Annotated in this window: 25 protein-coding genes; 6 read left to right on the forward strand and 19 right to left on the reverse strand. The window is 66.1% G+C overall.

The annotated features are described in order from the left end of the window. Positions 1 to 25: 25 nt before the first annotated feature. From AC3WT0_RS11550 to AC3WT0_RS11570, 5 genes are read right to left on the reverse strand one after another with little or no spacing between them, the layout of a single operon-like run. A complete protein-coding gene (locus tag AC3WT0_RS11550) occupies positions 26 to 3271 on the reverse strand; it encodes an efflux RND transporter permease subunit (RefSeq protein ID WP_060977359.1) in 3246 nt (1081 codons plus the stop codon). Beyond that, complete coding sequence (locus AC3WT0_RS11555) at positions 3268 to 4425, reverse strand: efflux RND transporter periplasmic adaptor subunit (protein ID WP_060977358.1); 1158 nt, start codon at positions 4423 to 4425, stop codon at positions 3268 to 3270. The genes AC3WT0_RS11550 and AC3WT0_RS11555 overlap by 4 nt, the downstream gene beginning before the upstream one ends. Then, positions 4422 to 5690, reverse strand: a complete 1269-nt coding sequence (locus AC3WT0_RS11560) for a TolC family protein (RefSeq protein ID WP_492753703.1) — start codon at positions 5688 to 5690, stop codon at positions 4422 to 4424. The genes AC3WT0_RS11555 and AC3WT0_RS11560 overlap by 4 nt, the downstream gene beginning before the upstream one ends. Before the next feature lie 51 nt (positions 5691 to 5741). Next, on the reverse strand, positions 5742 to 6146 hold the full coding sequence (locus AC3WT0_RS11565) for a hypothetical protein (RefSeq protein WP_124811104.1): 405 nt from the start codon (positions 6144 to 6146) through the stop codon (positions 5742 to 5744). 32 nt (positions 6147 to 6178) lie between these two features. After that, positions 6179 to 7522 carry an MFS transporter gene (locus AC3WT0_RS11570; RefSeq protein WP_060977366.1) on the reverse strand — a complete coding sequence of 448 codons (1344 nt, stop codon included), beginning with the start codon at positions 7520 to 7522 and terminating at the stop codon, positions 6179 to 6181. 192 nt (positions 7523 to 7714) lie between these two features. Here AC3WT0_RS11570 and AC3WT0_RS11575 point away from each other — a divergent pair, with 192 nt between their 5' ends. The 6 genes from AC3WT0_RS11575 to AC3WT0_RS11600 all read left to right on the forward strand — a co-directional run bounded on the left by AC3WT0_RS11575 (position 7715) and on the right by AC3WT0_RS11600 (position 11265). Further along, on the forward strand, positions 7715 to 7981 hold the full coding sequence (locus AC3WT0_RS11575; protein WP_060977355.1) for a metal-sensing transcriptional repressor: 267 nt from the start codon (positions 7715 to 7717) through the stop codon (positions 7979 to 7981). Between the two features lie 33 nt (positions 7982 to 8014). Beyond that, on the forward strand, positions 8015 to 8404 hold the full coding sequence (locus AC3WT0_RS11580) for a hypothetical protein (RefSeq protein WP_124811103.1): 390 nt from the start codon (positions 8015 to 8017) through the stop codon (positions 8402 to 8404). A gap of 119 nt (positions 8405 to 8523) precedes the next feature. Then, positions 8524 to 9186, forward strand: coding sequence for a HupE/UreJ family protein (locus AC3WT0_RS11585; protein WP_223811305.1), 663 nt, complete (start codon positions 8524 to 8526; stop codon positions 9184 to 9186). A 16-nt stretch (positions 9187 to 9202) separates the two neighbouring features. Then, complete coding sequence (locus AC3WT0_RS11590; RefSeq protein ID WP_062344281.1) at positions 9203 to 9856, forward strand: hypothetical protein; 654 nt, start codon at positions 9203 to 9205, stop codon at positions 9854 to 9856. Positions 9857 to 9962: 106 nt separating this feature from the next. After that, positions 9963 to 10874, forward strand: a complete 912-nt coding sequence (locus tag AC3WT0_RS11595; protein ID WP_060977352.1) for a LysR family transcriptional regulator — start codon at positions 9963 to 9965, stop codon at positions 10872 to 10874. Positions 10875 to 10959: 85 nt separating this feature from the next. Continuing rightward, positions 10960 to 11265, forward strand: a complete 306-nt coding sequence (locus AC3WT0_RS11600) for a hypothetical protein (protein WP_060977351.1) — start codon at positions 10960 to 10962, stop codon at positions 11263 to 11265. Between the two features lie 16 nt (positions 11266 to 11281). Here the strand turns inward: AC3WT0_RS11600 and AC3WT0_RS11605 are convergent, their stop codons facing one another. The 14 genes from AC3WT0_RS11605 to AC3WT0_RS11670 form a co-directional block, all read right to left on the reverse strand. Continuing rightward, positions 11282 to 11494, reverse strand: coding sequence for a DUF2274 domain-containing protein (locus AC3WT0_RS11605; protein WP_060977350.1), 213 nt, complete (start codon positions 11492 to 11494; stop codon positions 11282 to 11284). Beyond that, positions 11491 to 12714: a TraB/TrbI/VirB10 family type IV secretion system protein gene (locus tag AC3WT0_RS11610; protein ID WP_492753704.1), complete on the reverse strand. Its 1224-nt coding sequence runs from the start codon at positions 12712 to 12714 to the stop codon at positions 11491 to 11493. Before AC3WT0_RS11610 ends, AC3WT0_RS11605 begins: the two co-directional genes overlap by 4 nt. Next, positions 12714 to 13736: a P-type conjugative transfer protein TrbG gene (gene trbG, locus AC3WT0_RS11615; protein ID WP_060977349.1), complete on the reverse strand. Its 1023-nt coding sequence runs from the start codon at positions 13734 to 13736 to the stop codon at positions 12714 to 12716. Before trbG ends, AC3WT0_RS11610 begins: the two co-directional genes overlap by 1 nt. Next, positions 13733 to 14416, reverse strand: coding sequence for a conjugal transfer protein TrbF (trbF, locus tag AC3WT0_RS11620; protein ID WP_060977348.1), 684 nt, complete (start codon positions 14414 to 14416; stop codon positions 13733 to 13735). Before trbF ends, trbG begins: the two co-directional genes overlap by 4 nt. A gap of 7 nt (positions 14417 to 14423) precedes the next feature. Then, entirely contained in the window at positions 14424 to 15776 is a 1353-nt protein-coding gene (gene trbL, locus AC3WT0_RS11625) for a P-type conjugative transfer protein TrbL (RefSeq protein WP_060977347.1), read from the reverse strand. Next, positions 15773 to 16156 carry a putative entry exclusion protein TrbK-alt gene (gene trbK-alt / locus AC3WT0_RS11630; protein WP_075151007.1) on the reverse strand — a complete coding sequence of 128 codons (384 nt, stop codon included), beginning with the start codon at positions 16154 to 16156 and terminating at the stop codon, positions 15773 to 15775. The genes trbL and trbK-alt overlap by 4 nt, the downstream gene beginning before the upstream one ends. A 13-nt stretch (positions 16157 to 16169) precedes the next feature. Beyond that, positions 16170 to 16889, reverse strand: a complete 720-nt coding sequence (trbJ, locus tag AC3WT0_RS11635) for a P-type conjugative transfer protein TrbJ (RefSeq protein ID WP_060977346.1) — start codon at positions 16887 to 16889, stop codon at positions 16170 to 16172. After that, the gene (gene trbE, locus AC3WT0_RS11640; protein WP_060977345.1) at positions 16886 to 19375 is read right to left on the reverse strand and encodes a conjugal transfer protein TrbE; all 2490 of its coding nucleotides are present in this window, start codon (positions 19373 to 19375) and stop codon (positions 16886 to 16888) included. The genes trbJ and trbE overlap by 4 nt, the downstream gene beginning before the upstream one ends. Beyond that, positions 19372 to 19653: a VirB3 family type IV secretion system protein gene (locus AC3WT0_RS11645; protein ID WP_021244356.1), complete on the reverse strand. Its 282-nt coding sequence runs from the start codon at positions 19651 to 19653 to the stop codon at positions 19372 to 19374. The genes trbE and AC3WT0_RS11645 overlap by 4 nt, the downstream gene beginning before the upstream one ends. Next, the gene (locus tag AC3WT0_RS11650; RefSeq protein ID WP_099046471.1) at positions 19650 to 20018 is read right to left on the reverse strand and encodes a TrbC/VirB2 family type IV secretion system protein; all 369 of its coding nucleotides are present in this window, start codon (positions 20016 to 20018) and stop codon (positions 19650 to 19652) included. The genes AC3WT0_RS11645 and AC3WT0_RS11650 overlap by 4 nt, the downstream gene beginning before the upstream one ends. Beyond that, positions 20015 to 21001 (reverse strand): P-type conjugative transfer ATPase TrbB, encoded by a 987-nt coding sequence (gene trbB, locus AC3WT0_RS11655; protein ID WP_062346140.1) that lies wholly within the window; start codon positions 20999 to 21001, stop codon positions 20015 to 20017. The genes AC3WT0_RS11650 and trbB overlap by 4 nt, the downstream gene beginning before the upstream one ends. A gap of 228 nt (positions 21002 to 21229) precedes the next feature. Further along, positions 21230 to 21658 carry a ribbon-helix-helix domain-containing protein gene (locus AC3WT0_RS11660; RefSeq protein WP_060977342.1) on the reverse strand — a complete coding sequence of 143 codons (429 nt, stop codon included), beginning with the start codon at positions 21656 to 21658 and terminating at the stop codon, positions 21230 to 21232. A gap of 9 nt (positions 21659 to 21667) precedes the next feature. Beyond that, positions 21668 to 23653 carry a conjugal transfer protein TraG gene (locus tag AC3WT0_RS11665; RefSeq protein WP_060977341.1) on the reverse strand — a complete coding sequence of 662 codons (1986 nt, stop codon included), beginning with the start codon at positions 23651 to 23653 and terminating at the stop codon, positions 21668 to 21670. Positions 23654 to 23668: 15 nt separating this feature from the next. Continuing rightward, positions 23669 to 25435, reverse strand: a complete 1767-nt coding sequence (locus AC3WT0_RS11670) for a relaxase/mobilization nuclease domain-containing protein (RefSeq protein ID WP_060977340.1) — start codon at positions 25433 to 25435, stop codon at positions 23669 to 23671. Positions 25436 to 25446 lie beyond the last annotated feature (11 nt).

Below are 25446 nucleotides of genomic sequence, written 5' to 3' on the forward strand. Positions count from 1 at the left end.
TGCGGTTCGCCGCCGGCCCCTCTTGCTAGTTGGCCGGCAAGGGCTCATGCGGCTCTGCGCGCTCATCCCTTTGCCCGCGCCCGGCCATGTAGCGGGACATGAGCGCAGTGATCGCCGGCAGGACCAGCAGGGTGAGCGCCGTGCAGGTGATGAGGCCCCCGATCACGACTGTCGCGAGCGGACGCTGCACCTCGGCGCCGGTGCCCGTGGCGAGCGCCATCGGCACGAAGCCGAGGCTGGCGACCAATGCGGTCATCAGCACTGGCCGGACACGTTCCATCGCGCCGCCGATGATCGCTTCATCCTCATCGACGCCATCGTCACGCCGCTTTCGGATCGCGCTCATCATGACGAGGCCGTTGAGCACGGCGACGCCCGACAGGGCGATGAACCCAACCGCCGCCGTGATCGAGAAGGGTATGCCACGCAACAGCAGCGCAAACACCCCACCCGCCAGCGCCATCGGCACTGCCGAGAACACGATCGCCGCCGGCACGAAGCCGCCGAGCGCCATGTAAAGCAGTGCGTAAATGGCGAGGAAGCAGATCGGAACCACAATCAGCAGGCGCAAACGTGCCGACTGGAGGCTTTCAAACGTGCCGCCCCAATCGGTATACATGCCAGCGGGCAGATTGAGCTGGCCGATCTTCTCCTGGGCTTCGGTGACGAAGCCCCCGAGATCGCGACCGCGCACATTGACCTGCACGACGACCATGCGCTTGCCGTTCTCACGGCTGATCTGGTTCAACCCTTGTGTGTAGCTGAACCGTGCCACCTCGCGCAGCGCGATCGAGCGCGCGACCTCGCCCGGTCCTGCGGGCAGCATGACCGGAATCGCGCCAAGCGTTTCCAGATCGTCGCGCTGCGCGTCCGGCAGTCGCACCACCACTGAGAAGCGCCGATCGCCCTCGAACAGCAGCCCGGCCTCGCGCCCGCCGAGCGCGGCGGCGACGGTGTTCGCCACCTCCTCGACCGACAGGCCGTAACGCGCCGCAGCCTGCCGATCGATCTTAACGTCGAAGGTCGGCGCACCCGATGTTTGCTCTGCGCTGACGTCACCGGCGCCCGGTATCGAGCGAAGGATACCGGCGATCCGGTTGGCCTGGGCACTCATCGCGCCGAGGTCGTCGCCATAGAGCTTGACCGCGACATCCGCGCGCACGCCGGCGATGAGTTCGTTGAAGCGCATCTGAATGGGCTGCTGAATCTCGGTGCGATTGCCGATCAGCGGCTTCATCCGTTCCTCGATTCGCTTAAGGATGTCCTCCTTCGACTTGACCTCGGCCGGCCACTCATCCTCGGGCTTGGGGATGACATAGGTGTCCGAGGCGTTGGGCGGCATCGGGTCGGTGCCAAGGTCGGCGTTGCCGTTCTTGGAAAAGACCAATGCCACCTCCGGTAGCGATTTCAGCGCATTTTCTATCTGAAGCTGCATCTGCGTCGACTGGTCGATTGAGGCCGAGGGCACGCGGAAGTTGGTAACGGTGATGTCCTTCTCGTCGAGCTGCGGCATGAACTCCTCGCCGAGCAGGCCGAAGGCGAATATCGCCGCCACGAACACGCCCGCGCCACTGGCGACAAACGGCAGTGGATGCGCCACCGCTTTGGTCAGGAGTGGCGCGTATTTCTCCTTGAACCAGCGGATCGGCTTCACCTCCGTCTCGCTGACCTTGCCGGTGATCACGAGCGCGATCATGGCGGGCACGAAGGTCAGCGACAGCACGAAGGCGGACGCGAGCGCCACCATCAGGGTGATCGCCATCGGCGCGAAGGTCTTACCCTCGACGCCCTGGAAGGTGAGCAGCGGCACGAAGACCAGGAAGATGATGAGCTGGCCATAGACGGTCGGCCGGATCATCTCCTGTGCGGCGAGTGTGGTTTCCTCCATGCGTTCGGATCGGGTAAGAAGCCGTCCTTCATGCTCCTGCCGCTCCGCAAGGCGTCTGAGCGCGTTCTCCACGATGATGACCGCGCCGTCGACGATCAAGCCGAAGTCGAGCGCGCCGAGACTCATGAGGTTTCCCGACACGCCGAGCCTGTTCATGCCGGTAGCGGTCATGAGCATGGTGATCGGGATCACTGCCGCGGTGATGAGCGCTGCACGGATATTGCCCAGCAGCAGGAACAGGACGACGATGACGAGCAAAGCGCCTTCGACGAGATTCTTCTCGACAGTGGCGATGGTGGCGTTGACGAGCTTGGAACGATTGTAAACGGGCTCCGCGAAGACGTCGGGTGGAAGTGCCCGGTTGATTTCCGTGAGCTTGTCTGCCGCGCTGGTGGCAACGATCCGGCTGTTGCTGCCGGTCAGCATCAGCACGGTCGAAATGACCGCCTCCGATCCCATGCGGCTGCCCGAGCCGGTGCGGACCGCGCCACCGATCTCGACGTGACCGACATCCTTCACACGCACCGGCACGCCGGCGCGCGTGGCTACGACCGCCTCCTCAATGTCCTGGATCGACTTGAGGCGTGCGTCGGCGCGGACAAGGAAACTTTCACCGGCCCGCCGAATGTAATTGGAACCGGCAGAGAGGTTGGCCCGCTCCAGCGAGTCTGCCAGCTCCGTGATCGAGAGACCATAGGAAGCCAGCGCATTGAGGTTGGGTTGGACGAGATACTGCTTCACATAGCCGCCGTTGGAATCGACGCCGGCCACGCCCTGCACCGTCCGCATCTGCGGGCGAATGATCCAGTCCTGCACCGTCCGCAGATAAGCCGCCTTGGCGAGTTCGGTCGTCAGCTTCTCGCCTTCGGGCGTGAGATAGCTGCCGTCCGACTGCCAGCCGGGCTTTCCGTTCTCGATCTTCACGCCCTTCCCGTCGGGATGGCGGAAGGCGACCGAGTAGAAGAAAATCTCCCCGAGGCCGGTGCTGAGCGGCGCCAGATTGGGCTGGACGCCGGCAGGCAGGCTATCCCTTGCCTGGGCGAGCCGTTCGGTCACTTGCTGCCGCGCGAAATAGATGTTGGTGTCGTCGGTGAATACCGCCGTCACCTGGCTGAATCCGTTGCGCGTCAGTGATCGGGTCAGGGTGAGGCCGGGAATACCGGCCAACGCGGTTTCGACCGGAAACGTGACCTGCTTTTCCATGTCGACGGGACCAAGCGTCGGATTGAAGGTGTTGATCTGCACCTGACGGTTGGTGACGTCGGGCACGGCGTCGATCGGCAGTTTGGTGATTTGCCATGCGCCGATGCCGACGATGATGAGGACGAGGAAGGCGACGAACCATCGCCCCCTCACCGAGAGGCTGAGGATACGCGCGATCATTCCGCCGACTCCTTTTCGAGTTCGGCTTTCAGCAGGAAAGCGTTGGTGGTGGCGATCGGCGTCCCGGCCTTGAGGCCGGAGACGATGGCAACGAGCCCGCCGCTGCGGCTGCCGGCCTGGACCGTCTGCGCCTTGAAGCCGTCACGGGTCCGAACGAAGACGACGGTGCGATCCCCGATCGTCTGCACGGCATCCTGCGGCACCATAACGCCATCTTTGACGGCACCGCCGCTCGCAAAAATGCGCGCCTGGACGAGCTGCCCCGGAGCGAGCAAGCCCGCGTCACCCTTCGGCTCGATGACGACGGTCGCTGCCCGGCTCTGCGGATCGATCACGCCGGTCGCGGACCGGACGCGGCCCTCGATGGTGCGGCCGTCGCTGACGGTGAGTTCGACGCGATCGCCTGTGCGCACGCGCCCGGCGTCTGCCGGAGGAATGCTGGCCGTGATTTGCAGACGGCGCGGATCGGCAACGCGGAACAGTTCGGTTTCCGCAGCGACGAACTGGCCGAGATTGGCGGGAGCCGACGTGATGCGGCCACTGACCGGGCTCACCACCGCGACCGAGCGGCCGTCTCTCGACACCCTTGCTGCGCCCGCAGCCGCGCTCGCCCGGCGGGCATCGGCCTGTGCGACGGCGAGATTCGCTTCGGCGGCTTCATAGTCAGCTCTCGGACTCACACCTTGCGCCAGCAAGCCCCGCTCACGCGCGAGCTGGCGGTTGGCGAGCGTGACGCGCGCCGCCGCCGCCGCCTGATCGGCGGCGATCGTCGAAGCATCCCGGCTCTCAACGAGAGCGAGGGTTTCACCTTGCCCGACGGGATCGCCGATCCGCTTGAAGATTCGGGTCACGGTGCCGGGCGCTCTTGCGGTCAACACCGCCTCGGCATCCGGCGTAGCTTCAACCGTGGCGGCGGCCGGGATCGCCGCGTCCAGTTCACCGGACGCGGCGGGAGCAATGCCGATCTGTGACGCGGCGATGCCCTGCTGCGATATGGCTATCGTATCGGTTGGTGCAGCCGAAGCTTGCGACTCCGTTTCTGCTGCCGGAGCAGAGGCGGAAGGCTGCGTGAGGCGCGCGGCACCGAAGCCGAGCGCGGCGGCGGCGACCAGCCCAAGGGCGGCACCGGCATAGAGGCGGTTCTTGTCGTTCATTGGACCGGTTCTCCGGTGATGGTGAGGCCCTGGAGACGGGCGAGATTGGCGCGGGCATCGAGGCGGGCAGCGGCAGCGTCGAGAACGACCCCGCGCGCAAGTCCCAGCCCGTGCCTTGCCGCGATGAGTTCGATCAGGGGCGACTTGCCGGACTCGTAGGCGATGCGAGCAAGCCGGTAGGTCTCGTCTGCCGTTCGCAGCGTCTGTTCGGCCGCTGCGACACGCGCGTCCGCCGCTTCGTTGAGGGCGACAGCGGCGCTGATTTCTGCTTCCAATTCTAGCAAGGTAGCATTTGCCCGCGCTTCCGCGCCGCGTAGCTCCGCCTGGGCGGCGGCAATGTTCCCGCGATTGCGATCGAACAGCGGAAAGGGGACAGTTATCCCCGCGATGATCGCATTGGCCTTGTCGACTTCCAAACGACGGACGCCGACTGACGCCGTCACGTCCGGCACTGCTTGACGCCGTGCCACGATCACACGATGCGCTGCCGCCTCTCGCTCAGCCTTGGCGGCGAGGTAAGGTGCGGTCTGCATCGGGTCCACGGGACCATAGCCGGACCGCGCCTCGAACCTTCCCAGGAGAGGTTCGGACAAGGTAGTGAACGGTGTCGTCTGACCAGCAAGCGCGGAAAGGCGCGCATAGGCGCCGACCCGCTCGGCCTTCGCCGTGTCCACGGATGCCCGTAAAGAATTGACCTCGGTCTCGGCCTGAAGGCTGCGCAGCCGCGCTTCCTTTCCAGCCCCAACGAGCGCGCGTGCAGCACGCAGGTCAGTCTCGGCCTTCTCGACTTCATCTTCCGCCAGAGTGATTCGTCGATCAGCGATCTCCGCCGCGCCGTAAGCGCGGGCAAGATCATAGGCATAGGCCAGGCGACCATCCCTGCTCCTGGCGCGAGCGGCTACGACTCCCGCTTCGCCAGCCGCAATGCGCGCGGAGCGTTTGCCGCCCAGCTCGATGACCTGGTTGAGTTGCAGTGTGCTCTCGGCCCGGTCGAAACCTCTATAGGGCTGTTGACCGGCGATGTTCTCGGTCATCACCCCAATGCTGGGATTGGGCCGTGCCCGTGCTTGCCGGGCCAGGCCCTCGGCGCGTTCGACATCTGCTTCCAGGATCACCTGACGCGGCGCTTCCTGTGTCTCGCGAAAGAGTTCTGCGAAAGGCGGGGCGGTTTGCGCGTTTACACTTGTGCACATCAGGCCGCCGGCCGCCGTGAACAGGCCAAACAGCGCCACGCGAACGCGCCGTTGGCCGATATAATCGGTCATTTGGATTTTCCTTGAGGTTATGCTTGCGGAACGCCGGTCGGCGCGCGGGCATCAGCCTCGTGGGGGACGCAGAAGGGCTTCCGGTAAAAGACCGCTGATGACGAAGTCTTTGGAAACGAACCAGTCGCCTGAAACGGCGAAGAAAGTAGCAGTCATGCCAGTGCTAGGCACGATGTCCGCCAACCCATGAATGACCGTGTGGGTCGCCTTATGAAGATCGACTTCCGGCATGGACGGACTATCGTCATCATGCTGGACAAGAGCGCTTTCGATCCTCGTCTCATCATGGCCGGCCATCGAACTGTGCCAAGCATTCAAGCCGAGCACGTTGAGCATCGCTAGCATGGCCAACAGCGCGCCAACGATGAGGTATCGATTGGCGGCTTTTGCATGAAGGACATGGCGTTGGCCGAGGCGCATCTTCTTTTTACTATCGGCAAATGCGCAAATCGGCAATCCCGACCTTCCCGCAAGACAGCGAACGGCCCTCATGCCCGCCTCGCCCAATGCGGGTGGAGATCGTCGATCATATAGGCGTGTGCGGCACCGTCGCCCGTATGATATAGACGAATATGCTCATGATCCTTCGGTAGATCGTCATGCTCGTGCGGCACGACATCGGGGTCGTCAGACGGCCAAAATAGCAAGGCAAAAATCGTGCCCGCACTTGCAAAAATCGCCATCGCACCGAACGCAGCGGTCATGGAGATATTGGCGCCGAGTTGACCAACCAGCGGATAGCATATCAGCCAGCATATGTGGCTGAGAGCAAACTGTGCGGCAAACAGCGCCGGCCTGTCTTCTGCATTGGCCGATCGTTTGAGCAACCGCCCCGAAGGCGTGACGCTCATCGAATATGCGATCCCCAGCACGACCCAACCAGCGAGCAACATGTGCCAGTACGAAGGACCGACCGGAACGGCGATACTGATCCAGGTCATTGCGCCGAGGCCCACAGACAGGGCGACAGCTGCACCGACCATAACCCTTCGATCATCGATCCTGTCGAGCAATCGGGGCAGAAGCAGGGCTGCGGCGATCGAACCCAGACCATAAGCTGCCAGAGTCAGCGCCACGTCGCGTTGGGCCATCCCGAGTAAGCTCTGGACGATGACCACGGTGTTGACGATTACCATAGAGCTGGCGGCGGCGGCGGACAAGGTAATCGCCAGCAGACCGAGCAAGCGCGGCGTCTGGAGGTAGATACGCATCCCGCGCGTGGTCTTGGCATAGAGGCTTTCCTGCCGATCTGCTGACCGCTCGGCGCGCGGCAGAATGACCGAAACGACTAGCAGCGCCGAACCGATGAAACCGATCGCCGTGCCGGAAAACAGCCAATGGAAATTGATCACGGTCAACAAGGCGGCCGCCAGCATCGGGCTGGTGATATTCTCCATGTCATAGGCGAGGCGCGACAGCGAGAGCGCGCGGGTATAGTCGCGCTCATCGGGCAGGACGTCGGGAATGGTCGCCTGGAAGGTCGGCGTAAATGCGGCCGAGGCAGCCTGGAGCACGAAGATCAGGACATAGATTTGCCAAATCTCGCTCACGAAGGGCAGGCAGATCGCAACGGCCGCGCGCACGAGGTCCAGAGAAACGAGCAGCGCCCTGCGCGGGACGCGATCAGCAAAGGCCCCGGCGATGGGCGCAATCCCGATATAGGCGACCATCTTGATAGCGAGAGCTGTTCCCAAGACAGCGCCCGCATTGCCGCCAGCGAGATCGTAGGCCAGCAAGCCGAGCGCCACGGTCGCAAGGCCGGTCCCGACCAGGGCGATGACCTGGGCGAGCAGCAGATGCCGGTAGGTTCGGTTCGCAAGAACGGCGAGCATGGTTTCCAACGAGTCGGGCATATCCCCCCAGGGGGATACTTGCCTTTATCCTCGTTGCGGTTAAAAGGTCAATAAAGGACTGGTGTCGATCGCTCTTTCGGTCGGTGGCATCATGATCAAATTCCTACCTGGCGGTCGGTGAACCGAAAACTACGTCTCGACAGCATGACCTTAGGTAACGATGATAAGAAGATGTCCCATCCCCATCCTCACTCGACCCATCCCGCAATCGTCAAACGCCTCAACCGGGCTACCGGTCATTTACGCAGCATCGTGGACATGATCGAGAACGGACGATCCTGCTCCGATATCGCCATGCAATTGCAGGCGGTCGAAAAGGCGATCGCGACCGCCAAGCGAACCTTGATCCAGGATCACCTCAGCCACTGCATCGGTGGCGATCCGGCGCACGGCGAAAAGGCGATGGCTGAGTTTCAAGCTATCTCTAAATATCTCTAACCGACGCAGCCGGGAAAGAACAGCGACGGAGCCATGTCCACACTGTTTTCAAGTCAAACATTCCGCCGCTTTCTGTTGGGCCTGCTCGCCTTTGCTGTGCAACTTTCCGCTTGTCAGGCTATTGCACGCCACGCCCCTAGTGCAACGCTCGCTGCGGAGGCAGAACGCCATGCCGAATTAAAGCAGCAATCCGCTGCCCACGGCCACATCCATGACGACGGCGATGATGGCGAGCGCGTGCGTGGCCATGTGCATGGGCATAACCCGGCCGACCATAGCCATGATACGCCTATCGGTGTTGCCCAGTCAGGCGTCGATCTCCCTCTTGTGCAACAGGGATGGCCACCTCAGGCCGGACCGATATTGAGCGGCCGCAACAGCGACCCTATGGACCGCCCCCCGGAGTACCTGTCCTCGATGTGACCGCGACGCCGCGCCAGCGCGGCAATTCACATAGATAGACAGGTATTCTCATGATACAGGCTTTTACTGAGCCGGCGCACGGACGACGTGCGTCCTCCCGGCTCCTATTGTTATTGTTCTTGACCGGGCTGAGCCTCGTTCTTTGGACCGGCACCGCCTTCGCCCATGCCGTCGCCGAAGGCGATAAGGGCTATATCCAGGAGATCAGCGGGGTTCACCTGCTGGAGTTTATGTATCTCGGCGCCAAACATATGGTGACGGGATACGATCATATTTTATTTCTGTTCGGGATCATCTTCTTCCTCTATCGGATGAAGCATATCGCGATCTATGTCAGCCTGTTCGCGATCGGCCATTCGACGACCATGCTGCTGGGCGTTTTCTTCGACTTCGGCATCAACAGCTATATTATTGACGCGATCATCGGCTTTTCGATCGTCTATAAGGCGCTCGACAACCTTGGGGCGTTCCAACGCTGGTTCGGCTTCCAGCCGAACACCAAGGCTGCAACGCTGATATTCGGTTTCTGCCACGGCTTCGGCTTGGCGAACAAGATCATCGACTATGAGATTTCTCCCGACGGCCTGCTGCCTAACCTGCTGGCCTTCAATGTCGGCGTCGAACTCGGTCAGTTGCTCGCGCTCGCCGCCATTCTGATCATCATGGGCTTCTGGCGCCGAACGCCGAGCTTCTGGCGTCATGCCTACACCGCCAACGTCGTGATGATGACCGCCGGGTTCGTGCTGATCGGATATCAGCTCACCGGCTGGGTCGTCGCCTGATCAAAGGATTTGAACCATGTATAACACGCCCATACCCTCACAAGCCGAACTGCCGTCATCCGGCCAGCTTATCCGTTCGACCGTGATCGCTGCCGTGACAGCCGTCGCGCTCCTCGTCACGATCGTGCTCCCGGCCGAATATGGTGTCGATCCTACCGGAATCGGCCGCGCGCTCGGTTTCACTGATATGGGGGATATAAAGCGCCAACTCGCCGAAGAGGCCGAAGCGGACAGGAAAGTTGATACCGCCGCGAATGATGCCAGAAGCAGGGCCATCATCGAGGCCGCTGCATCAGGAAGAACCATCGCCCCTGGGCAGAGCGCCGACGCCCCGCCCGCAGTCGACGCTGCGCCGGGCCGGACTGATCGGATGAGCGTCACTCTGAAACCCGGCGAGGGTGCAGAGGTGAAGCTCGTGATGAAACGAGGGGAAAAGGCGAGCTTCGTCTGGACCGTTCAAGGCGGAGCCGTGAATGTCGACCTCCACGGTGACGGCGGCGGACAATCGATCAGCTACGAAAAGAAGCGCGGCCTTTCCAGGGGCGAAGGCGTAATTACGGCTGCGTTTAACGGCAATCATGGTTGGTATTGGCGCAATCGGGGTGATGCCGAAGTGACCGTGCTTCTGGAAACTCAAGGCCAGTATGCCGACATAAAGCGGCTAATCTAGCGCATAAAAACAGAGTGCCTTCCTTGGGATTCTACAGCCGATACCGAGTTATACTCGGTATCGGCCATTCAGATTGTACTGACCATGTCGGATTGAAGAAATAGATATGCCTTTCGACATTCGCCAACTTCGCTACGCCATCGCCGCGGCGGATCATGGCAGCTTCTATCGCGCGTCCAGGGTGCTGGACGTGGAGCAGTCGACGTTGAGCCGGGCCATCCTGAAGCTGGAGCGGGTGATCGGCGGACGGATTTTCAACCGCTCGCAGGGCGGCGTCAGCATGACGCTCGCCGGCGCGCAGTTCATCCGCGCGGCGCGGTCGATGGTGGCGAACGCGGACAAGATGGTGGCAACGATGCGGGCGGCGGGCCAGGGCCGCGCGGGGGGACTTATGATCGGACACAACAGCGCGATCTCGGCCGGCCATCTGCGCGCCACCATACTGGGCTGGCGAGCGGCAAATCCCGATGTCGAGATCGACGGCGTGGAAGCCGACCGGGGCGCGCTGCTCGCGGGGCTCGATACGGGCGAGATCGATATCGCGGTCCTGGTCGGCGAAGCGGGCCATGCCGGATTCCGGCGTGAGGGGTTGTGGAACGAGCGTGTCATGGCCGCGTTGCCGGCAGATCATGCCCTTGCCGCAAGCGAGGCCGTTCATTGGACCGATTTGCGGCGCGAGCGCTTTCTGCTGCCTGCCGCCGATCCCGGCCCGGAAATCCGCGACCTGCTGCTCGGCCGCCTGATGATGGCGGGCGAGCCTCCCGATATCAGGATGCATCAGGCCAGCCGCGAGGCGATCCTGAGCGTGCTGGGCGGCGGTCTGGGCGTGTCGATCGTCTGCGAGGGCGCGACGGGCGCTCGCTATCCCGACGTCATCTATCGCCCCGTCCAGGGCGAGCAGGGACCGGCCTTCATCAACTATTCGGGCTACTGGCGAAAGGACAACGCCAATCCCGCGCTGAGGCGTTTCCTCGCCTTCGTGCGCGACCGCTATGCGCTGTCCTTCGACATCCCGTGACCGCGCGAGACAGTGACATGCGACGTTAACAGGCGGGATCGCAACCAACGGCCGGCCTGATTTGCAACCGGAGAAAGGAGCCGTCATGACGCAGGGAAAGACACTCATCATCGTGCTGGTCACGCTGATCGTCGGGTTCGGAGCGGGTTTCGTTCTGCGCCCGGTGATCGCGCCGGCCGAACCGGCAGCAGCGGTCGCGAGTCCTGTGCCCGTCGCCGCGCCCGCGGAGCCGCGCGGCAAGCAATATTTCGCGGCGCATCTCGACGAGGCCCGGCAGGTTCTGACACAGTGCGCGGAAGGCTCGACGCGCGGCGACGAATGCTTCAATGCCGAGATGGCCGTGACCGAGGCGGAGGGCCGAGCGCGGCACAAGAAGTTCTTTGGCAATTGACCACGCGAACGGGCTTTCAGTCCCCCTGCGCGCGATGCCGGCGAAAGGCGCGGTCGGTGGCCATGAACCGCTCCAGCATCGGCGCGATCAGGCGCGCGGGCGGGATCGGGCTGCCCTCGCCGAGAATCTCGCCGTAGCGCCGTAAATCCTCGAACAGCGGCGCGGGCAGTTCCACGGCGAGCTTGACGGGCTTGTCCTCGGGGATCTGCCCCAGCTTGAGTTTGGTCATCGCGTTGCTCCGATGGGTTCGAGGATCAAATCTCTCGTCAGGACGACCCTGAGCGGATGCCCCGGCCGGATGGTGAGCGTCGGCTGCACATTGAGCTGCCGCCGCACGACCTGCTGTCCGGTCTGGTTGATGGTGTCCTGCGATCCCCGCCGAAGCGCGCGGGTGAGGTCGTCCTCGCTGTCGGCCCCCAGCTCGGCGCCGACGCCGAGCAAGGTCGAGACGGCGGCGGCTTTCAGCAGATTGCCCCAATGCTGATTGACGCGACCCTGTAGCCCCGCAAATCCCGCGGCGTCCGTTCCGGGCTGGCGCTCGAGAACGATCGAGCGCCCGTCCGGCATGATGAGGCGGTCCCAGGAGAGCAGCACACGCGTCTGCTCCGCGGCGACCTCGCTGTCATATTCGCCGATCAGCCGCGCGCCCTGCGGAATGAGCAGGATGCGCCCGGTGATGCTGTCATAGACGTTCTGCGTCACCTGGGCGGTGATCTGGCCGGGAAGGTCGGAACGGATGCCGGTGATCAGCGCGGCGGGGATGATGCTGCCGGCCTGGACAATGTTGGGCGAGGCCGGCGCGGTCAGCCGCTCGGCGCTGACAGTGCGCTGATTGGTCGCTTGCGCCATGAACGCCCGCTTGGCGGCTTGGTCGCCCTGCGCAGCCTCTGACGGTTGCGGAGCTGCGGCCTCCGGCGCTGCGATGGCGAGGCTCGGCAAGGACGGCATCGCACCGGTCCCGGCGCTGCTTCCGCCGAGGAACACCATGCTGGTGCGGGCTGCATCGCGTTCCTGGGCGATGCGCTGGCGAGCGGCTTCGGCGGCCTGGATGCGCGGATCGGGCTGCGCGCCGACCGGTGGCACGGGCACATTCTCCCCGCGCTGCTGCGCCGAGACGATCGGGCCGCCGAGATCGCCGGGAAGCCTGGGGCCGAGCTTCGGGACCTGGCCGTAATCCTTCGGCCCCGAGGTGATGGTCTCGGATGCGGCGCGGCTGTCGGTATTGTAGAGTTCCTTCGCCGCCTGTTCTCCTTTGGGCGCGAGCGCATACCAGAGCGAGCCGCCGATACCGAGCCCCGCGACCACGCCGAGCGTCGCCAGCGCCTTCCTCGAAAGGCGCATGACGCGCGGCGCAGGCCCGCGAAGCTGAAAGGCGGCGGGGTTCGCGGATGCGGGTTGGGGGGATGCCTGCGGCGCTGGCTGGACGGGCGTATTGGTGGGATCGGCCATCACCGCCCCCTGCGGGACGTGTCCGCGCCGTCGCGCACGATTCGCACGCGCCGCTCGGTGCGCTTGTCGCTCAGGCGCAATTCCGCGCTGGCGAACAGGCGATCGACCACCATATAGCGCCCCTGCACGCGGTAATTGACCAGCTCGGCGTCGCCAGCCGCGCCGGTCACGAACAGCGGCGGCATCTCGCCCTGCGAGATCCCGGCCGGGAACTCGATGAACACCTGCGCGGAATCGTCGAAGGCGCGCACGGGCTTCCACGGCACGCGGTCGCCCTCGATCCGGTAGCGGAAATTGAGCGCCGCGATGTCGATGCCGGTGGCGACGGGGGCCGAGGCGGCAGCGGCGGCGTTTGCGCCGCGCAGGGCGATCAGCGCGTCCTGCGGATAGGTCCACGACACCGACGCCATATAGGTCGAGGCCGTCGCGCGCAGTTCGATATGATAGGTGCGCCGGTCGGTGTTGATGACGAGGTTAGTGAAAATGTCGGGCCGCGTGGGCTTCGCGAGGATATGCACGCGCGCCGTCGCGCCGCTGCCGCTCACCGTGTCGCCGATGATCCAGCGCACGGTGTCGCCGGCCGCGACCGGCCCCGGCCCGACGAGCTGCTCGCCCTCCTGAAGCGCGATGTCCGTCACCTGGCCGGGCGCGGTATATACCTGATAAAGCGCGCCTTCGGTCCAGGGATATTGCTGGATGGCGTTCACATAGCCGTCGCGGGTGGGTTGCACGCGGGCGGCCGCGTTCGCGGCCCCGACGCGGCGGCGCGGATCGGTCGCTTCTCGCGGCGAGGCGCTTTGCGTGACCGGCTTCAACTGGCCCGGAAGCGGCAGCGGTTCGGGGATAGTCACCACCTCGACCACGCGTGGCGGTTGTGCGGCCGGCGTGGCCGCGATCTCGCGCGGTGGATCATCGTAAGCGATGCTCGGCGCTTTCGCCGATGAGGTGGCGCAGCCGGCCAGCGCGGTTGCGGACAATAACATAACCGCGCTGGCGGCATGGCGGGCGGACATGCGTGTCATTGCGACAGCTCCTTGCTCCAGTTGAGGGCGTTGACGAACACGCCGAGCGGGTTCTTGCGCAGCGCGTCGGGGGTGCGCGGGGTCTGGACAACGACAGTGAGGATCGCCGACCAGCGGGTCGTCTCGGCGAGACTGCCGTCCTGATAGCGCCGCTCGATCCAGGCGACGCGGAAGCTGTCGCCGGAGGCACGGATCACGCTGGAGACGTCCACCGCGACCTGCACCTTGCCGACCTGTGCGATCGGATCGTTGGCGCGCGCGTAGTCGTTGAGCGCCAGTGCGCCCTTGTCGGTCGTGAAATCGTAAGCCCTGAGCCAGTTCTGCCGGACGATGACCGGATCGGCCGGGATCGCCCTGACCTGCTCGATGAACCGGGCGAGATGGAACGCGATCTGCGGATCGGTCGGGCGGTAGCCGGTTTCGGCGGGAGCGACGGCCTGCGCTTCGCCGAGCCGATCGACCTGCACCACCCAGGGCACGATATGGCCGCGGGCGGATTGCCAGACGAGTCCGGCCGAGAGCCCACCGGACAGGGCGAGCGCGCCGAAGAAGGCAAGGCGCCAGTTCTTCGCCTGCACGCGGGCGGAACCGATGCGGTCGTCCCAGACCTGCGCGGCGCGCTGGTAGGGCGTCGCGGGTTCGGGGGTCTGGCCGTAGCGGATGGTGGGTCGTCGGAACATTTTCGGATCACTCCCTTTCCTTGACGTCGGGACCGCCGCCGCCGCCGTGGCTGTCGCCGGCCTTCATCGTGTGAGCGAGGACGGTCGCGCCGTGGGTCGCGGACTGGCGCTGCTTCATGGCCGAGGCCCATGCGGGCGGCGCGGAAGCCGGGGCTGCCGGCGATGCCGCGGGCGCGGGACTTCCCGATGCGGGAGCGACGCCCAGCCCGGCGCGGGCGCCTGTGCGGAAGTTGTCCTTCATGGATGCGCTCGCCTTGCCGGCCATCCGGCGCAGCGGCGAGAGCGCGGCATTGACGGCGCCGGTCGCCGCCGTCTGTCCGACAGCGGCCATGCCGCCCGCCACAGCGCCCGCGCCGCTCCTGCCGAGCGAGCCGACGCTGTAGGCGCCCGCCGCGCCGCCCGCCATGCGCGCGCCGCCTTGCGCGGCTGCCGCACCCATCCGCCCGGTCGCGCCTATGGTCGAGGCGGCAGCGCCGACGCCGAGCTTCGCGGCGGCGGCGCCACCGACCAGCGCGCCGCCCGCCGCCAGCACGGTGCCGGCCGCCGCGCCCGCGCCGAGCTGCGGCCCGCCCGAGACGATCCCGTTGGCGATGCCGGGGCCGAAGATCGACAGGCCGAGCAGCGACAGCGCGCCGAGCGCGATCGCCAGAACCTGCCGCGCGTCGGGTTCGGGACCGACCGTCGCCGTGAACGTGCTGAACAGGGTCGTGCCGATCCCGGTGATGACCGCGAGCACCAGCACCTTGATCCCGCTGGAGACGATATGGCCGAGCACTTTTTCGGCCATGAACGCGGTGCGGTTCCAGAAGGCGAAGGGCAGCAGGACGAATCCGGCCAGCGTCACCAGCTTGAACTCGATCAGGGTGATGAATATCTGGATGGCGATAATGAAGAAGGCGAGGACGACGATCAGATAGGCGAGCAGCAGCACGGCGATGATCGCGAGATTGGCGAACACCGACCAGAGGCTGTTATAGGCCTCCATCGCGTCGATCAGTGGCTGCGCCGCATCGAGACCCTTTGCAGCGATCGTGCCGGGCTTCATGAACTCCGCGAGGCTGAGGGCATCGCCACTCGCCTTGAGCCCCAGCCCCGCGAAGCTGTCGAACAGGATCGTCGCCAGTGTCTGGAAATTGCCGATGATGAAGGCGAAGGCGCCGATATAGAGGGTTTTCTTGACCAGCCGCTGGATCACGTCCTCATCGGCGCCCCAGGCCCAGAACAGCCCGGCGATGGTCACGTCGATCGCGATAAGGGTCGAGGACAGGAAGCCGACCTCGCCGCCGAGCAGGCCAAAGCCGCTGTCGATGTAGCTGGTGAAGGTGTCGAGGAAGGTATCGACGATCCCGGTGTCACTCACGGCGCGGTGCTCCCGGCCTGATCGGCGGGGACAAAGGGGCCGGGAAGCTCCGGCCGGATCGCCTCGTCAGCCCGGCTGCCGTCGCTGTCATATGCGGCGGGAAGCGCAGGATGCTCGCCCGGCGCGGGCGCGTCGGCATCCTTGCCGAAGAAGCGGCGGCGCTTTTCCGCCCATGCCGCCTCGCAGCCGGAATCCGGCATGGTGAGCGTGGCGCAGCGTTCCAGTTCGCGCGCCAGCCGCTTCTCCTGCTCTCCTTCTTCAAGGACGGGCAGGACGGCTTCAAGCTGCGGTTCATGCGGTTCGCGCGAGCCCGCGAGCGCCACGGCCAGCATGATGCCGCCGAGCGCGGCGACACCGGCGATCTTTGCATTGCGCGACATGCGGCTTCTCCTGTCAGTCGCGGCCGAAGAAGCGGCGGAAGCGTTCGCGCCCCTCCGCCTCGATCGCGGCCTGCCGCGCGGCGTCGAGCGACTGCGCCCGTCCCTGCGCCGCGACGGCGGCGGTGAGGTCGGCGAGCTGCTGCGATTGCAGGGCGAGAAGCTGGTTGCCCGCCTGCGCGGCCTGGAGCGCGCCGGTCGCCGACTGACTGGCCGAGACCAGGCTGTTCATCGTGGTGCGCGCGCCCTCGATATTACCGACGACGCCGGCCTGCACCTGCAAGGAGTCCTGGAACGCGCCGACGCTGTCCTCCCAGCGCGCGTTCGCATTGGCGATCATCTGGGCGTTGGTGCCGGTGAGCGCGGTGCCCTTGTAACGGTCGGTGAAGGCGCTCTGGATGTCCCGGACATCGTAGGCGATGCGCTGGGCCTGCCTAAGCAGCTGCTGCGTCTGCCGGACCTGCTGCTGGAGAACGTCGACCGTCGAGAGCGGCAGCGAAGCGAGATTGCGCGCCTCGTTGATGAGGCTCGTCGCCTGCTGCTGAATTTGCTGAATCTGGTTGTTGATCTGCTGGAGCGACCGGGCGGCGGTCAGCACGTTTTGGGCGTAATTGGTCGGGTCATAGACGATCCCGCCGAACTGGGCGTGCGCGGGCGTCGCGGCGGTGGTGCCGATCATGCCGGACGTGGCGATCGCGCCGGCCAGCATGGCGCGGCGCAGGATGGTGGCTTTCATGGGATCATGTCCTTCAAGGCAAGGGGGAGCTGGCCGGTATCTTCCCGGTTTCCGGCCAGCGGATCGGGTTGAGGTTCGGGAAGAAGCTCGACCGCCCAGGCGCAGCCGCGGTGACGCAGCCATTCGGCCGCGAAGGCAGGCGCGCCATGCGCCTCCACCAGCTCCGCGATCCGGCGCTGATCGGTCTTGGAAGAGGCGGCGGCGAAGGCCAGCGCGACCTCGCCAAGCCCCAGCTCGAACAGGCGGTTGCCGCGCCTTGACTGGCAGTAATAATCGCGCTTCGGCGTCGCCCGGCTCAGGATTTCGATCTGGCGGGCGTTGAGCCCGAACCGCTCGTAGATCACCGCGATCTGCGGTTCGACCGCGCGTTCGTTCGGCAGGAATATCCGGGTCGGACAGCTCTCGACGATGGCGGGCGCGATCGTGCTGCCCTCGATCTGCGCGAGCGACTGGGTGGCGAAGATGACGCTGGCGTTCTTCTTACGCAGCGTCACCAGCCATTCCGAAAGCTGTTTGGCGAACGCGGGCGATCCCAGCGCCAGCCAGCCCTCGTCGATGACGATGAGCGTCGGGCTGCCGTCGAGCCGCCCCGCGATGCGGTGAAACAGGTAGGACAGGACGGCCGGGGCCGCGCCGCTTTCCATCAAGCCTTCGGTCTCGAACACCTGAACGGTGGCCTCGCCAAGCCGCTCGGTCTCGGCATCGAGCAGCCGGCCCCATGCTCCGCCCACGCACCAGGGCGCGAGCGCCTGCTTGAGCTGCTGGCTCTGGAGCAGGACGGCAAGGCCCGTCAGGGTCCGTTCCGCGATCGGCGCGGTGGCGAGCGAGGTCAGCGCCGACCAGATATGCTCCTTGGCCTGCGGGTCGACGGTCACATTCTCGGATGCGAGGATCGCCGCCAGCCATTCGGCGGCCCAGGCGCGTTCGGCTGGGTCGTCAATATGGGCGAGCGGTTGGAGCTGCACGCCGTCCCCGGCCTCGTCGGCGAGCATCCCGCCGAGATCCTGCCAGTCGCCGCCCATACCGATCGCAGCCGCGCGGATGCTGCCGCCGAAATCGAAGGCGAAGACCTGCGCGTTCTCGTAGCGGCGAAATTGCATCGCCATCAGTGCAAGCAGCACCGACTTGCCGGAGCCGGTCGGCCCGACGATGAGGGTGTGCCCGACATCGCCGACATGAAGGGAAAACCGGAACGGGGTCGAGCCTTCGGTCTTGCCATAAAGCAAGGGGGGCGCACCGAAATGCTCGTCCCGTTCCGGCCCCGCCCATACTGCTGACAGGGGGATCAGGTGGGCGAGATTGATGGTGGAAATCGGAGGCTGGCGGACGTTGGCATAGGTGTGGCCGGGGAGGCTCCCAAGCCACGCCTCGATCGCGTTCATGCCCTCGGGGATCACGGTGAAGTCGCGACCCTGGATGACCTTTTCGACCAGCCGCAGCTTTTCAGCCGCAATGGCGGGATCGCGGTCCCACACCGTCACGCTGGCGGTGACATAGGCCATGCCGGCGTAGTCGGCGCCCAGCTCCTGCAAGGCAGTGTCGGCGTCGGCCGCCTTGTTCGAGGCATCGCTGTCGAGCAGCGTCGATGCCTCGTTGGTCATCACTTCCTTGAGGATCGCAGCAACGCTTTTGCGCTTGGCGAACCATTGGCGGCGGATGCGGGTCAGCAGCTTCGTCGCGTCGGTCTTGTCGAGCATGATCGCGCGGGTCGACCAGCGATACTCGAAGGCGAGCCGGTTCAGTTCGTCGAGCAGGCCGGGGAAGGTGACGCTCGGGAATCCCGTGATCGTCAGCGTGCGCAGATGATGGTCGCCGAGTTTCGGCTCCAGCCCGCCGGTCAGCGGCTCGTCGGCGAGCAGCGCGTCGAGATGCATCGGCGTTTCCGGCACGCGCACGCGCTGGCGCCGGGTCGAGATCGTGCTGTGCAGGTAAGTCAGCGTCTCGCCGTCATCGAGCCAGCAAACCTCGGGCACGAAGCCCTCGACCAGATTGAGCACCCGGTCGCTGCGATCGGTAAAGCTCTGGAGCAATTCCCACGGATCGACGCCCGTGCCGGAACGGCCTTCATAGAGCCAGGTTTCGGCGCGGGCGGCGTCCTCGGCCGGTGGCATCCAGAGGAGCGTCAGATAATAGTCGCTCTCGAAATGCGCGCCTTCTTCGCGAAACTGTTCGCGCCGCTCCATATCGACCAGCGCCGAGACCGGATCGGGAAAGTCCGATTCCGGATAGTCGAGCGCGGGCGTGCGCTGCGCTTCGACGAAGATTGCCCAGCCCGAGCCGAGACGGCGCAGCGCATTGTTGAGCCGCGCCGTGGTGGCGACCAGCTCGGCTGGCGTGGCGGAATCAAGGTCCGGTCCCCGAAAACGGGCGGTGCGCTGAAAGCTGCCGTCCTTGTTGAGAACGACGCTTGTCCCGACCAGCGCGGCCCAGGGCAGGAAGTCGGCGAGATGCGCGGCGCCGTTCCTGTATTCGCGCAAGCTCATCATGGCTGCATCCATGTCGGGTAGCGGAGGTGGCGGCGGGCCACGTCGACGAACTGGGGATCGCGCCGCGCGGCCCATACCGAGAGCGCATGGCCGATCGCCCATATCGCGAGGCCGGCGATCCAGAGGCGCAGGCCCAGCCCGATCGCGCCTGCCAGCGTCCCGTTGACGATGGCGAGCGAGCGCGGGGCGCCTCCGAGCAATATCGGCTCGGTCAGCGCCCGGTGGACCGGCGCGAAGTAGCCCGCGATGGGCTCGCCATGATCGGCCGCGCCGGTCATGCGACCATCGCTCCGCCACCGAAGGAAAAGAACGAGAGGAAGAAGCTCGACGCGGCGAACGCGATCGACAGACCGAACACGATCTGGATCATCCGCCGTGCCCCGCCCGACGTATCGCCGAAGGCCAGGGTCAGCCCGGTCACGATGATAATCATCACCGCGATGATCTTGGCGACCGGCCCCTCGATGCTTTCGAGGATAGACTGGAGCGGCGCCTCCCACGGCATCGACGATCCGCCCGCATGGGCGGGCATCGCGTAGAGCAGCCCGGCCGCGGTGATGCCGATATGGCCGAGGCGGTCGAGCACGGTGCCGCCGAGCAGGCGGCCCTTCATGGTCCTGAGAGGCGTGGCGTCGTTGGTCATGGCAGGTCTCCGGTCTGGGGGGTGGTGAGCGGCGTGAGGCGGTAGTCGCCGGTCGCGGCGTCGAGCCCTTCGACGCGGGCCAGCTCGGCGAGGCGGCGGCCGTGCCCGTCGCGGACGAGCACGGCGATCAGGTCGATGGTCTCGGCCAGCAGCGCGCGCGGGACCGTGACGACGGCCTCCTGAATGAGCTGCTCCATACGGCGCAGCGCGCCGAGCGCGGTTCCGGCGTGGATCGTGCCGATGCCGCCCGGATGGCCGGTGCCCCAGGCTTTGAGGAGATCGAGCGCCTCGGCGCCGCGCACCTCGCCGATCGGGATGCGATCAGGGCGCAGGCGCAGCGAGGACCGGACGAGATCGGACAGCGAGACGACGCCATCCTTCGTGCGCATGGCGACGAGGTTCGGCGCGGCGCATTGCAGCTCCCGCGTGTCCTCAATCAGGACGATACGGTCGGTGGTCTTGGCGACTTCCACCAGCAGCGCATTGACCAGCGTGGTCTTGCCACTGCCGGTGCCGCCCGCCACGAGGATGTTGGCGCGAGCGGCGACGCCATCGCGGCATGCCGCCGCCTCGGCCGGCGACATGATCCCGGCGGCCGCATAGTCGTCGAGCGTGAACACCGCGACGGCGGGCTTGCGGATGGCGAAGGCCGGGGCCGCGACGACGGGCGGCAGCAGCCCCTCGAACCGCTCGCCCCCTTCGGGCAGCTCGGCGGAGACGCGCGGGGACCGGGCATGAACCTCGACGCCGACATGATGCGCGACCAGGCGGACGATGCGCTCGCCGTCAGCGGCGGCCAGCGTCATGCCGGTGTCGCTGATGCCCTCGCCGAGCCGGTCGACCCACAGCCGTCCGTCCGGGTTCAGCATCACCTCGATCACGGCGGCATCGTCGAGCCAGGCCGCGATCGACGGCCCCAGCGCCGTGCGCAGCATCCGCGCGCCGCGCGTGTTCGCTTCGGATCGGATCGGCTGGACGGACAAGAAACGGCCCCTGAATTAGGCCGGGCGAACCGCCGCCCGGCGTCAGGGGCACATCAAGAGAGACAGGAAATCGCGCGAGGCAACAACTATGTCAGGGCGTAGTAGTGACGGCGGCAGATAAGTGCGCGTTGCGGTCTGACGCTTTCAGCACCGCTCTCCGCCCGCGCTATTTCGTGAAGATACCTGGCCGATTCGCGCATGGCCGGCCCCGGCTGGTTCGCTGCACTGTCATGTGTCGGTGGAGCCGCCGTCACGACCTGCAATATCCTCCGGTATTTCGTCGAGCAGGCTCTTGCCGCTGGCGTAGCGGCGGCCCAGCGTCTCGACAAAACCCTCATAGCGCTTGCGGCCCTTGACCTGGGCGGCCGCCTGATCCTCGTCGGGCAGCGGCGGCGTCACCGCCAGCCAGAAGCGGACGAAAAGCGCCAGTGCCTCGGTGGTGAGGCCGGTGTTGCGTTCGAGCCGCTGGACCTGCCGCGAAAGCCGGTCGAGCCTTCGGGCGAAGGCCGCCTCCATCCGGTCGGCGCCGTCCGGCGACATCCAGGAGGTGACGGCGGCTTCCACGATCGCCGAGCGCGAGATGCGGCGGCGGATCGCCAGCTCGCTGACCTGACGGGCCAGCTCGGGCGGAAAATAGACGTTGAGACGCACGCGCATGGGAATCTCCTACATTTCGATGCCGTCGTCGGGATCGAGCGACGCCTGCCGCGCGACGCCCTGCATCCGCCGCCGTGCCGCCGCCTGGCGCGCAGCATCCTCGGGTTCGTCCTCGACGATGGAAAACTCCTGCGCGGGCGGTGCGGGCGTCGTCTCCTTCACGATGGCGACATGATCGGGAAGCTCGGGCTCGCGGCGCAGCCCGCTGTTGGCGGCATCCTCCTGGCGCCGGATGATTGCCGCGATCTCGGCGGGATCGGCCGAAGCGGCGAGCCCCGTCCAGTCGTCGGGACGGATTTCCCGAGGTGGCGATGCGGCCGGATCGGGCGGCGGCATGATCCGCGCGGCGAGACGGGGATCGGCGTAGTAAGCAGCCTTCTTCGCGCGGATGGGCTGGACGCCCGACACCATGACGATTTCCTCGTCGGGCGGCAGCTGCATGACCTCGCCCTGGGTCAGAAGCTGGCGGGCGGTTTCGGAGCGCGAGACCATCAGATGCCCGAGCCAGGGCGAGAGCCTGTGCCCGGCGTAGTTCTTCATCGCGCGCATCTCAGTCTTGGTGCCGAGCGCCTTCGACACGCGCTCGCCCGTCTTCTCGTTGTTGGTCGCGAAGCTCACCCGAACATGGCAGTTATCGAGGATCGCATTGTCCTGCCCGTAGGCTTTCTCGATCTGATTGAGCGACTGCGCGATGAGGAAGGATTTCAGGCCATAGCCGGCCATGAACGCCAGCGCGCTCTCGAAAAAGTCCAGGCGCCCGAGCGCGGGAAACTCGTCGAGCATCAGCAGCAGGCGATGACGCCTGGCGCCGCTCGGCAGTTCCTCCGTCAGCCGCCGCCCGATCTGGTTGAGCATCAGGCGGATGAGCGGCTTGGTCCGCGAGATGTCGCTGGGGGGAATGACGAGGTAGAGCGTCGCCGGCTGCTCGCCCGATACGAGATCCATGACGCGCCAGTGGCAGGCGCGCGTGACCCGGGCGACGACGGGATCGCGGTAAAGCCCGAGAAACGACATGGCGGTCGAGAGCACGCCCGAGCGTTCGTTGTCGCTCTTGTTGAGCAGTTCGCGCGCGGCCGAGGCCACCACCGGATGCACGCCGGCTTCGCCGAGATGGGGCGTCGCCATCATCGCGGCCAGCGTCTGCTCGATCGTCCGCGCCGGGTCGGACAGGAAGGCGGCGACACCCGCCAGGGTCTTGTCGGGCTCGGCGTAGAGAACATGCAGGATCGCGCCGACCAGCAACGCGTGGCTGGTTTTCTCCCAGTGGTTGCGCTTCTCCAGGCTGCCTTCGGGATCGACCAGCACGTCGGCCACGTTCTGCACGTCGCGGACTTCCCACTGGCCGCGCCGCACCTCCAGCAGCGGGTTGTAGGCGTCCGACGCCGCGTTGGTCGGGTCGAACAGCAGCACGCGGCCATGCTGCGCGCGGAAGCCCGCGGTCAGCGTCCAGTTCTCGCCCTTGATGTCATGAACGATCGCCGATGCCGGCCAGGTCAGAAGCGAGGGGATCACGAGGCCGACGCCCTTGCCGCTGCGGGTCGGCGCATAGCACAGCACATGCTCGGGGCCGTCGTGGCGCAGATAGGCGCGGCCCAGCTTGCCGAGCACCACACCGTCGTCGCCGAGCAGCCCGGCCGCACGCACCTCGTCCTCGGTCGCCCAGCGCGCCGAGCCATAGGTTTCCGCGTTCTTCGCCTCGCGTGCGCGCCAGACCGACATGGCGATGGCGACAGCGACCGCCACGAAGCCGCCCGACGCGGCGATCCAGGCGCCGGTCTGGAAGATGGCGGGCGCATAGGCGTCGTAGCTGAACCACCACCAGAAGAAGGCGTAGGGCGGATAGACCGGCCAGCCGAGCGCCGTGAACCAGGGTTCGCCAAGCTCGGGCTGATACGCCAGCGCCGCCGCGGTCCATTGTGTGGCGCTCCAGATCGCGGCGACCACGATCAGGAAGACGGCGATGATCTGGCCCCAGAGGATTTTGGTAGCGGGCATGAGAGTCTCCTTCTTTCAGGGGGCGAGGCCGCGCTTGCGGCCCAATGACCATCCGATGCCGCCGCCGTTGCGGGCGATGCCCGCGATCTGGCGCCCGAGCTGGCGTTCAAGGTCGTTCGACCAGGGGACGAGCCGGAAGCCCAACCCGTCGTCGATCATCGCGAAGCGACCGGAGGCGAGCGCGAGGCGCTGGCGGCATGTGCCGGCGACCTTGTCGCCGGGATTGGTAGGCCGGTAGGCGAGCCCCGTCCGGCCCGCGATCTCGGCACCTGTCGCGTCCAGTTCGCGGCGGCGAAGCGTCTCGATCAGGTTGCCTTGCAGGACCACGCGGTTGCCGAAGCGGCGGGCCAGTCCTTCGCGCACGAGATGGTCGGTGCGCTGGTCGAGCGCCCGCTGCACCTCCGATCCGAAGCCGGCGGCCGTCACTCCACGGCCGCGCTCGATCAGACGATGATCGAGCCAGGTCGCGCCTCTCGCCTTCACCTGAGCCGCGAGGTCGAGATCGGATCGCGTCGCCAGGAACAGGGACGGCTTCGGATCGCCCGGCCGGCCGACGGCGCGCAGCTCAACGATGCCGCCGATATCCGGGCTGCGATCCAGCGCCTCGATGCCCGGAAGCCGGACATGGTGGGTGCGCCCGTCGATGCCGTCGATCACGGCATAGGCCGAGCCATGCAACTCGTCGTGCAACCCCTTGTCGATCAACCGGCCGACGATGGGCTTTTGCGGCGCTGCGCTGACGATCTCGTAAGTGTCGAGCGGGCGCTGCAGGCCGCGACCGTTCAGCGCCTTGCCGATCGTGCGGATGATGTCGCCGCGCGTGCCCAGCTCGCGCAACCTGGCTTGCGCATCCGACGCCAGTGCCCACTGACCGGGCGCGGCCTCGGCTGCGAGCCCCATAGTTTCCAGATGCTGCAAGCGGCCGATCATCAGGCGGCGGACCTGGGGATCGTCGAGTCCGGGCTGCTGGGGGCGCAAGTCGATGACGCCGAGTGCGTCCGCCGTGCGATCGATCTCGGCGTCGAGCCTGGTCCAGCGTTCGGCCGTTACCTCGCGTTCGAGCGCGCGCTGGATTTCATGCTCCGGTTTCGGACCCAGCTCGGCCCAGGCCAGTTCTTCGGCGCGCGAGCGCAGATTGTGGCTGATATAGTCCCGGTTGATGACAAGGTCGGCGCCATGGTCATCGACGCCGCGCACCAGCAGATGGACATGCGGGTTGTCGGTGTTCCAGTGATCGACCGCGACCCATTCGAGCCTGGTGCCGAGATCGGCTTCCATCTGGCGAACGAGATCGCGGGTATATTCGCGAAGGTCCGACAGGTCCGCCGCATCCTCGGGCGAGACGATGATCCTGAAATGATGCCGGTCGTCCTTGCACCGATCGGCGAAGGCGCGATCGTCGGCGCCATCGCCATTGGCGTCGAACATCCGCGCGGGCGATCCGTCGCGGGTGACGCCCTCGCGCTTGAGATAGGCGATGTGCGCGGACAGCGGCGCCCTCGGCCGTCCATTCCGGTGGAAACGGGTGACAGGGACAATCTTGACCAGCACGCGCCGGCCCGATCCGAACAGGCGGCTGCGTGCGAAGGACGTGCGGCCACGGCCGAAGTTCGATTGCCCGCGCTGGCGCGATCCGCCCCAGCCGGCCGTTCGCCGGCCTCCGCCGCTGCGCGCGGCGACGCGGAGCACCTGGACGACAAGTCCTTGCGCCTTGCGGCCCTGGCCGGCTCCCCTGTTCCTGACCTTGCCCGGCCGGACGCGGAAATCCTCGTCCTCGCTCACGGCCGGGCCGC

Source organism: Sphingomonas sp. EU05-FHT14C10 (assembly GCF_058790595.1).